7 protein-coding genes and 1 pseudogene are annotated in these 9,492 nt (G+C 66.0%); 5 read left to right on the top strand and 3 right to left on the bottom strand.

Going from position 1 to position 9,492, the window contains the following annotated elements:
- From ACIQ6O_RS08550 to ACIQ6O_RS08540, 3 genes are all read right to left on the bottom strand, one after another.
- The coding region (locus ACIQ6O_RS08550) for a deoxyribodipyrimidine photo-lyase (RefSeq protein ID WP_396207360.1) at window positions 1-350 on the bottom strand (350 nt) is incomplete at its 3' end.
- A 69-nt stretch (window positions 351-419) separates the two neighbouring features.
- Window positions 420-1,754 (bottom strand): amidohydrolase family protein, encoded by a 1,335-nt coding sequence (locus ACIQ6O_RS08545; protein ID WP_396207359.1) that lies wholly within the window; start codon window positions 1,752-1,754, stop codon window positions 420-422.
- Window positions 1,754-2,347 (bottom strand): DUF502 domain-containing protein, encoded by a 594-nt coding sequence (locus ACIQ6O_RS08540; RefSeq protein WP_396207358.1) that lies wholly within the window; start codon window positions 2,345-2,347, stop codon window positions 1,754-1,756. The genes ACIQ6O_RS08545 and ACIQ6O_RS08540 overlap by 1 nt, the downstream gene beginning before the upstream one ends.
- Window positions 2,348-2,466: 119 nt before the next feature.
- Here ACIQ6O_RS08540 and ACIQ6O_RS08535 point away from each other — a divergent pair, with 119 nt between their 5' ends.
- The 5 genes and pseudogenes from ACIQ6O_RS08535 to ACIQ6O_RS08515 form a co-directional block, all read left to right on the top strand.
- Window positions 2,467-5,454, top strand: a complete 2,988-nt coding sequence (locus ACIQ6O_RS08535; RefSeq protein WP_396207357.1) for an alpha/beta hydrolase family protein — start codon at window positions 2,467-2,469, stop codon at window positions 5,452-5,454.
- Window positions 5,454-6,245, top strand: a complete 792-nt coding sequence (locus ACIQ6O_RS08530) for a TIGR00266 family protein (RefSeq protein WP_396207355.1) — start codon at window positions 5,454-5,456, stop codon at window positions 6,243-6,245. The genes ACIQ6O_RS08535 and ACIQ6O_RS08530 overlap by 1 nt, the downstream gene beginning before the upstream one ends.
- A 125-nt stretch (window positions 6,246-6,370) precedes the next feature.
- Entirely contained in the window at window positions 6,371-8,329 is a 1,959-nt protein-coding gene (gene speA / locus ACIQ6O_RS08525; protein WP_396207354.1) for a biosynthetic arginine decarboxylase, read from the top strand.
- Window positions 8,326-9,048: a YIP1 family protein gene (locus ACIQ6O_RS08520; protein WP_396207353.1), complete on the top strand. Its 723-nt coding sequence runs from the start codon at window positions 8,326-8,328 to the stop codon at window positions 9,046-9,048. Before speA ends, ACIQ6O_RS08520 begins: the two co-directional genes overlap by 4 nt.
- A gap of 89 nt (window positions 9,049-9,137) precedes the next feature.
- Window positions 9,138-9,492 (top strand): annotated as a pseudogene (locus tag ACIQ6O_RS08515) (permease); the annotation flags it as partial.

Here is a 9,492-nt window from a genome sequence, read left to right as displayed (position 1 = left end):
AGCAGCTTGAGCGCCGGCGTACGGTGGCCGGGCCGTTCGAGGTGGAACGCGTAGCCAATGCCGCGCTGTGCACACTCCGCTTCCACGTCGCGCGCGCCTTCGAGAATGAAGGTGTGGTGCCGGTCGGACGCGTACGGATATCGCTCGCTGAGCGCGTGGTACACGAAAACGGGGCGCTGCAGTTCGCGCCCCAGCAGCAGCGCCGTATCGAGCGCGGGGTTCTCGTGGGCGCGCACGGCGGTGCGCATCCAGTACAGGACGAATTCACCCGCAGCCGGTGCGGCGAGAACAGCCGAATGCGTGGTGACACGCTCGGCGATATGGTCGGGAAGCAGTTCGGGTCGGAGCACGCTGGTCAACGCGCCCCGACCCGATGTGGTGCCCGCGTCGTCCGCCGCATGCTCGGCAGACGATCGCGGTCAGCGGCGGTGAATCTGTCCGCCCTTCATCACGAACTTCACCTGACGCAGCTGGGTGATGTTCTTGGTGGGATCGCCCTGCACGGCCACGAGATCGGCGAGCAGCCCGGGGGCCACACGGCCGAATTCGGTCTCGCGGTGCATGATGCGCGCATTCACACTCGTGGCCGCCTTGAGCGCCTGCACCGGCGTCATGCCGTACTCCACCATCAGCTCCAGCTCGAGCGCATTCGTGCCATGCGCGAATACGCCCACGTCACTGCCGTTGCAGATGGTGACGCCCGAGGCCAGGGCGGTCTTGAACATGCGCTTCTTCTGCGTGATGCCCGCCGGATCAGCATCGACACCCTTCTTCCAGCCGCGATAGCGCGTGGTGCTTTCGGTAGCGGCGAGGGTGGGGCAGAAGGCCACGTTCCGCTGCTTCATCATCTCGAACACCTCGGCGGTGGCCGCGTCACCGTGCTCGATGACCTCCACGCCGGCCAGGATGGCGCGGGTCATCCCCTCCACGGTGCTCGCGTGCGCCACCACCGGTCGACCGCTCGACGTGGCCGTCTGCACGATGGCCTGCCATTCGATCGGCGTAAACGTGGGGCGGGCCTCGCCACGCGGGCCCCACCGATAGTCGGCGTAGATCTTGATCCAGTCAGCGCCGTGCCCGATTTGATCGCGCACCACGCGCGTCACACCTTCCACCCCGTCGGCTTCCTCCGCGCCCTGCGGCACGCCGATCTCTGCACCGAAGCCCTTCGGGCCGTACGAGCCGGTGGCCACGATGGCTTTGGTCGTTACGAAGAGACGCGGGCCGGGAATGATGCCTTGCTCCACCGCCTCCTTGAGCCCCACGTCGGCGTAGTCCGCGCCTTCGGTACCGAGGTCGCGCAACATCGTGAAGCCGGCGTCGAGCGTGGCCTTGAGATGATTCACGGCGCGCGCGGTGCGCAGCGCCAGCGACTCACGCAGCACCTGATCGTTCCACGGCGTTTCGTCGTACGGATGCAGCAGCACGTGGCTGTGTAGATCGCTCATCCCGGGCATCAGTGTGGTGCCCTTGAGCTCCACGCGCTGCGCATTCGCTGGAACCTGCAGCGATGACAGCGGCCCCGCCGCGGCAATGCGCTGTCCACTCACCAGCACGCCCCACCCCTGATGCAGCGTGTCGGTAGTGCCATCGAACACGGCATCCGGGATCAGCAGGGTCGGCACATCGCTGCGGCCGGCGGGCGTCGCGGACTGCGCCTGTGCTACCGGTGCGGTGACGGCGCCGACCACGACAAGCGCGGCAAGTGCGGCGGCCGCTGCGGCCAGCGAGGCGGAAATACGGAGTCTCGTCATCAGACGGGGGGAAGAGGGGCGGCGTATTCGCCCGTGGACTGCGAAGCGGTGGGAAGGCCGGCGACGCCGCCCGAGACGACGAACGCCATGGCGTCGGCGCTGGCCACATCCAGCGGCTGCACCTGCGACGCGTGCACCACGTACAGCTGACCCGAAAAATTGTAGGAGTGCGGACAGTACACGGCCACCTGCTGGTCGAGCCCGAGATGCGCCAGGCTCTCCTGCGTCACGAACCCCATCAGCCGCACCGTATGGTCCGGCGTGAGGCTCATGATCACCGGCTTGTCAAAGCGGCGCTTCTCGCCCACAAAGGCGTTGAGCAGGTCCTTTGTGGACCCGTACAGCAGGCGGACGAAGGGCAGGCGGGCCATGATGCCCTCGAGCGCCGCGACCGCCGAGCGGGTGAGCAGGCTCGAACCCAGAAAGCCGAAGAGCGTGATCAGCACCAGCGTGGCCACGAAGCCGGCCCCCGGGATGGGGAGCCCGAGCCAGCCGTCCACGCTCCGGAACACGATCCAACACACCCATACCGTCACGGCCAGGGGCGCGAGGAGTACCAACCCCCGCGCGAAGTAGCCGAGTAATCGTCTCATCCGAATCCTCACGCGGCCGGAGCCGCGCCGTTAGTCTTGGGGTGGCAGGAATGCCTGGGTGCAACTTGGGGCCCCGGGGATCCTGCGACCAGCCCACGCACCCGTCTCGACCCCCTCCGATGCGATCGATTGACCTGCGTACCGTCGCACGCGCTGTTGCCCGTGTCTCGGTTGCCCCCGCGGCGCTTGCCGCCGCACTCGCCACCCTGCCGTCGGCGCTCGCCGGCCAGGGCGCCTCCGGTAATCCTTCCACCGCCGTGTCGCGGTGGACGCCCCCTGCGCTCCCGGCGGGGAAGAAGCCCATCACGCAGGACACGTACGACGAATGGCGCACCATCTCCGGCGCGTCGCTCTCCAACGACGGCAAGTGGGTGGCCTACACGGTGAGCCCGGTCGTCGGTGAGGGCGCGCTGATCGTGCGCAGCACCGCCGGCTCCACGGAGTATGCGAACATCGGCCGCGGGTTCACGGGCCGGCCGCAGCTCCAGCCGGCCGCCGATTCCGCCGCCCAGTTCAGCGCGGCACCGGCCCAGTTCAGCGCCGACTCGCGCTTCGTGGCGTTCACCGTCTATCCGTCGCGCGCCGACGTGGAACGCGCCCGCGCCCGACGCGGGACGCCGCAGCCGCGCAGCGGCATGGGCCTCGTGCGCGTCGCCGACGGCAACGTCACACGCGTGAGCAACGTGCGGTCGTTCCGCCTTGCCCGGAACGGCGGCAAGTATCTCGCCTACCTGCTCGAAGACACCACGGCGGCCGCGCGTCCTGCCGGTGCGCCGGCCCAGAACGGTACGCCCGCACCTGCCGGCCCGCGTCGCGAATACGGCGCCACCCTCGTGTTGCGCGACCTTGCCGCCGGTACCGACACGCGCATCGAGGGCGTCACCAACTACGCCTTCGACGAAAACGAACAGTGGCTCGGCTATACCGTCACCACGCGCGACGGGGCGAACAACGGCGCCTTCGTGCGTCAGCTGAGCACCGGCGCCGTGACCACGCTCATCGCCGGAAGCGCCACTTATCGCGGATTCACGTTCGATCGCGCCGGCAAGCAGGTCGCCTTCGTGACCGACGTGAACGACTCCACCCCGCGTTCGCGATTCGGCGTGTATTACGCCTCGCTCGTGCCGGCCAAGGGCAAGCCCGTGGCGGCGCGCCGGCTGGTGGCGCCTGCTGAGGCGCCCGAGGGGCTGCTCATCGCCGACCGCGGTCAGGTGTCGTTCACGCGTGAAGGCAACGCGCTCCTCTTCTCGCTCGGCAACGTCCCGGCCGATTCCATTCCCGCCGACTCGCTCGTGGACAAGGCCGTCTACGACCTGTGGCATTGGAAGGACGCGGCCATCATGCCGCAGCAGAAAGTCACGGCCAATCGCGACCGCAACCGCACGTACACCGCCCTCTACACGTTGGCCGCGAACAAGTGGACGCGCCTCGCCAACGACTCGCTGCGCGTGAGCATCAGCAACGACGGTCGGAAGGTGCTCGGCCTCAACGCCCTCGAGTACGCGATCCCGCAGTTCTGGGGTGAGGGTGCCACCGATGTCTACCTCATCGACCCGCTGACCGGTGCGCGCACGCTGGTCGCCAAGCAGATCGACGGGCAGGCGCAGCTCTCGCCGGGCGCCAACTACGTCACGTGGTTCGAGAAGGGACAGTGGGTCGCCTACTCCACCGCTACGGGCAAGAAGATCACCCTCACCGACAAGCTGCCGGTGAAGTTCCAGGACGAGGAGTTCGACTCGCCGGACATTCCGCCGCCGTATGGCGTCGGCGGCTGGACCACGGGAGACAAGCGGGTGCTGGTGTACGACCGCTTCGATGTGTGGGAGATCGACCCGGCGGGGGTCGTCGCGCCGCGTAATCTCACCGACGGTGAGGGGCGCCGGGCCGGCATGACGTACCGCGTGGTGGATCTCGATCGCGAAGATCCGTTCCTCGACACCAACACGCCGCTGCTGCTGCGCGCCGTGGACACGCTCTCCAAGGCAAGCGGGTTCTGGCGTGACCGCATCGGGGCCGACGCAAAGCCCGAGAAGCTCGTCATGGCCGACCGCAACTTTGCCGGCCTGCAGAAGGCGCGTGACGCCGAGCAGTACCTGCTCACGCAGAGCACGTATCGCGAGTTCCCCGATCTCTGGACCGGCGCCACCATCGCCGGCACCAGCAAGATCTCCAACGCCAATCCGCAGGACGCCGAGTATCCGCGCGGCACCGTGGAGCTCGTGTCGTGGCTCAACGGCGATGGCATCCCGTTGCGCGGGCTGCTGTACAAGCCGGAGAACTTCGACGCATCGAAGCAGTACCCGATGGTCGTGTACTACTACGAGAAGCTCACCGACGGTCTGCACAACTACCAGGCGCCGAGCGGGCGCAACACAGTCAACCCGCTGGTCTACAACTCCCTCGGCTATGTCGTCTTCATGCCCGACATCGTCTACACTGACGGGCAGCCGGGACCGAGCGCGGCGAAGGCCATCATTCCCGGCGTGCAGTCGATCGTGGCCAAGGGATTCGTCGATCCCAAGCGCATCGGCATCACCGGCCAGTCGTGGGGCGGGTACCAGTCAGCGTATCTCATCACCGTCACCAACATGTTCGCGGCCGCGGTGCCCAACGCGACCGTGGTGAACATGACCAGTGCTTACGGTGGTATCCGCTGGCAGAGCGGTCTGGCCCGCACGTTCCAGTACGAGCACACGCAGAGCCGCATCGGTGGCTCGCTGTGGCAGTATCCGGAACGCTACGTTGAAAACTCGCCGCTCTTCCGCCTCGATCGGGTCACCACGCCGGTGCTGTTCATGGCCAACGACAACGACGGGGCGGTGCCATGGTATCAGGGCATCGAGTTCTACGTGGCCATGCGTCGCTTGCAGAAGGAGGCGTACATGGTCGTGTACAACGGCGATGAGCACAATCCGACCAAGCGCGCCAATCAGAAGGACATCGACCGCAAGATGCAGGAGTTCTTCGCGGTGAAGCTTCAGGGGGCCGAGCCCCCGTCATGGATGGTGCGTGGTATCCCCTTCCTCGAGAAGGGACGTGATCAGGTGAAGATGACCCCTCAACCCGCGCGGGCGGCCACGCCCGCTGGCAATCCCGGAGGCAAGTAATGGCAGCGGACGAAATCGACTATCAAATCATCGGTGATGACCTGCAGGCCGTGATCGTTACCCTCGACCCGGGCGAAGCGGTCTTCGCCGAGGCGGGCGCGATGATGTTCATGCGCGAAGGCATCACCATGGCCACCACGCTCGATCCGAATGCGCGCGGCGGCGGGTTGTTCGACAAGCTGATCGGCGCGGGCAAGCGCGTGCTGGCCGGCGATTCGTTCTTCGTCACGCTGTTCGGCAACAGCGGCGCCCGCCGTGCCGACGTCGCCTTTGCGGCGCCGTACCCGGGCAAGATCGTGCCCCTCAACCTGCGTGACTGGGGCGGCACCGTCATGGCGCAGAAGGACAGCTTCCTCTGCGCCGCCCGCGGTATCGACATTTCGGTAGCCTTCACGCGCAAGATCGGCGCCGGCTTCTTCGGCGGTGAGGGTTTCATTCTGCAGAAGCTCAGCGGCGACGGCCTGGCGTTCCTCCATGCCTCCGGCACGCTGCACGCCATCGATCTGGCCCCCGGCGAAAATCTGCGGGTCGATACCGGCTGCCTCGTCGCCTTCCAGCCCACGGTGAACTACGACATCCAGCGGGTGCCGGGCATCAAGACGGCACTGTTCGGTGGCGAAGGGTTGTTCTTCGTCCAGCTTACCGGCCCCGGGCGCGTCATTCTCCAGACGCTCCCGTTCTCCCGTCTCGCCGATCGCATCATCGCCGCTGCCCCGTCGCTCGGTGGCAAGCGGGTGGGCGAAGGGTCGGTGCTCGGCGGCCTCGGCGGGCTGCTCGACGGCGACAACTGACGAAATCAGGGGGCACCGGCGGGGCGCGATCGGCGTTCACCCGGCAGTCCTCGTCATGTCACAATCTTGACGGTTCGTGCCGCTGGCTCCCTCCAGCGGCACGAACCGTCTAGCTTTCCGCCCCTATGGCAACTCGTATCCAGCCCATCGCCGAGCCGGCACCTGCCGAGCCGTGGTCCATCGACGCCGCCCGCGCCCTCTACAATGTGGAAGGGTGGGGCGCCGGCTACTTCGATATCAACGAGCGCGGGCACGTCGTCGTGCGCCCCGATCCGTCACGTCCGCAACACGCGCTCGACTTGCGCGATCTCGCGGCCGATCTCGAAGGGCAGGGCATTCAGTTGCCCATCCTCCTCCGTTTCTCGGACATCCTGCGCTCGCGCATCGAAACGCTCTCCGAGCGCTTCGCCCAGGCGATCAAGGAATTCGAGTACACCGGCGGCTACACCACCGTGTATCCGATCAAGGTGAATCAGCAGCGGCACGTGGTCGAGGAGATCGTGCAGTTCGGCAAGACGCACGGCGTGGGACTCGAGTGCGGCTCGAAGCCCGAGCTGCAGGCGGTGCTCGGACTCTCCGAGACCACCGAGCACCTCATCGTGTGTAACGGCTACAAGGACCACGAGTTCATGCGACTGGCCCTCATGGGTCAGAAGCTGGGACACAAGGTCTTCATCGTGCTCGAGCAGGTGAGCGAGCTCGATGTGCTGCTCGAGGTGGCCGAGGAGATTGGCGTGCAGCCCACCTGCGGCGTGCGTATCAAGCTGGCGAGTGAAGGCGCGGGGCGGTGGGCCCAGAGCGGCGGGGAGAAGAGCAAGTTCGGCCTCAGTTCGGCCGAGCTCATCAAGCTCATCGACAAGCTGGAAACGGCCGGTCGTCTCGACATCCTCAAGCTCATCCACTTCCACCTCGGCAGTCAGATCACCGACATTCGCTTCATCAAGTCGGGGCTGGCCGAAGTCGCACGCTTCTATCTCGAGCTGCGCGCGCTCGGCGTGGACATCACGCACGTGGACGTTGGCGGTGGCCTCGGCATCGATTACGACGGCACCAACTCCACCAACAATGCAAGCGTCAACTACACGCAGCAGGAATACGCCAACGACGTGATCTACACGATCGCCGAGGCGTGCCGTGAGGCGGAGTTGTCCATGCCGCACATCATCAGCGAGTCGGGACGGGCGCTCACCGCCCACCACGCGCTGCTGCTGCTCAAGGTCATCGACGTGGAGTCACAGGCCCCGCAGCCGGTGCCGCCGCTCGATGACGACGATTATTCGCTGCTGCATGAGATGCACGAGGACTGGCGTACGCTCAACGAACGGGAGCCCAAGCCGCGCAAGGTCCTCGAGGTGTACCACGATGCCTCGTTCGACAAGGAACGCGCGCGTCAGTACTTCAACTCGGGTGTGCTCAACCTCCGCGGCCTTGCCAAGGCAGAAGTGCTGTGGCTGGCCACGATGAATGCGATCTATCGTATCGCGAAGGCCGACCCCGACACGTACGAGGACATCCTGCCGGAGCTCGAGTCGTCGCTTGTCGACCGGTACTTCTGCAACTTCTCGCTCTTCCAATCGCTGCCCGACAGCTGGGCCATCGATCAGCTCTTCCCGATCATGCCCATCCACCGCCTCACCGAAGAGCCGGTGCGCCGCGGTACGTTGCAGGACGTCACCTGCGACTCCGACGGCAAAATCGATCGATTTGTGGGAGACAAGAACGGCCGGCCGAGCCTCGAGCTGCACGAGTTTCGTGACGGGGAAGACTACATCCTCGGCATTTTCCTCACGGGTGCGTATCAGGAGATCCTGGGCGACCTGCACAACCTGTTCGGCGACACCAATGCCGTGCACGTGCGCATGAACGAACACGGCGGTTACGACATCACCGACCTCGTGGAAGGGGATACCGTCACCGAAGTGCTCAACTACGTGCAGTTCGGCGCGTCGCAGCTGCTGGCGACATTCCGTCGCAAGGTGAATTCTTCCAAGGGACTCACGCGCGACGAGATGAACGGCTTCATCGCCGACTTCGTCGCGGGACTGGAAGGGTACACCTATCTCGAGGGCGAGGCGGCCAGATGACGGACTCCACCGCGGCGGGCGCAAAGCAGGGCAGTGTGTTCGAGGACATTCTCGAGGTGCTCTGGGCGCCAGCCGCGGTGTTCGAGCGGTCGCGCAGCCGTGGGGCCGGGCTGTACATGCTCGTGCTCACGGTCATCATTGTGGTACTGCTGGTGGCCACGAAGAGCCTCATCCAGCCGTATGTCGACGCCAACTTCGATCTGCAGCTGATCAAGATGGCGGAGCAGGGGAGCAAGATGCCCGCCGAGGCGGTGGAGTCCGGGCGCACCTTCGGGGGGTATTTCCTCTTTGCCAGCTGGGCCCTCAGCGCGGTGTTCGCCGGTCTCATTGGCGGAGTGCTCACGTGGCTCGGTTCGAAGGTGGTCAGCGCCGCCTTGCCGTTCGGGCGGGCAGTGTTCATCGCCACCCTCGCCAGCGTTCCGCGCGTGCTGGCCATTCTGGCCACCGCCATTCAGGGGGCGGTGCTCGACACGAGCAATGTCACGTCGCTCTTCGCGGCGTCGATCGGGCCGGCGCGTTTCGTCGATCCGGCCAAGGTCGACAACGTGGTATTGACCCTGCTGGCCGGCTTCGATCTGTTCGGCCTCTGGAACATCGCCATCACGGCCATCGGCGTCAGCGTCATCGCTCGGGTGTCTCGTGGTGCCGGGTGGATCGCGTCGATCATCGCCGTGGCCATCTCGCTGCTCTTTTCGCTCATCCCGGCAGCGCTGTCCTGATTGGCGGCCTTCGGGGCGGGACAACGGCGGTACCGGGCGGTACGTTGTAGTTCCACGCAGTTCGCCCTCCGAACCTCCCGCCGCTTCCGATGCAATTCGACGCCAAGCTGCTGCTGCTCATCGGCCTCGGTCTTGTGGCCGTATACCACGTGGTGTCCCTCGTCCGTGGGCTCCCCAAGCTCGGCTCGGTGAAGCCCACACCGGGGCTCATTCTCCACGGGACGATCACGGATTTTTTCGACACACTGGGGATCGGCTCGTTCGCCACCAGCACGGCGATCTTTCGGGCCACCAAGTGGGTGAAGGACGCCCTCATCCCGGGGACGCTGAACGCCGGCCACACGATGTCCACGCTGGCCCAGGCGTTCATCTACACGCAGGTCGTGGAAGTCGAGCCGATCACCCTCATCGGGATGATCATCGCGGCAGTGGTCGGATCGTATG

The organism is Gemmatimonas sp. (assembly GCF_044345575.1).
Classification (GTDB): domain Bacteria; phylum Gemmatimonadota; class Gemmatimonadetes; order Gemmatimonadales; family Gemmatimonadaceae; genus Gemmatimonas.
Note: the sequence above shows the minus strand (reverse complement) of the source record. Positions and strands in the feature narration are given on the sequence as shown.

Coding starts and splice junctions, on each gene's coding strand:
- ACIQ6O_RS08520 (WP_396207353.1), top strand. CDS start 8,326: ATGACGGACTCCACCGCGGCGGGCGCAAAGCAGGGCAGTGTGTTCGAG.
- ACIQ6O_RS08530 (WP_396207355.1), top strand. CDS start 5,454: ATGGCAGCGGACGAAATCGACTATCAAATCATCGGTGATGACCTGCAG.
- speA (WP_396207354.1), top strand. CDS start 6,371: ATGGCAACTCGTATCCAGCCCATCGCCGAGCCGGCACCTGCCGAGCCG.
- ACIQ6O_RS08545 (WP_396207359.1), bottom strand. CDS start 1,754: ATGACGAGACTCCGTATTTCCGCCTCGCTGGCCGCAGCGGCCGCCGCA.
- ACIQ6O_RS08535 (WP_396207357.1), top strand. CDS start 2,467: ATGCGATCGATTGACCTGCGTACCGTCGCACGCGCTGTTGCCCGTGTC.
- ACIQ6O_RS08540 (WP_396207358.1), bottom strand. CDS start 2,347: ATGAGACGATTACTCGGCTACTTCGCGCGGGGGTTGGTACTCCTCGCG.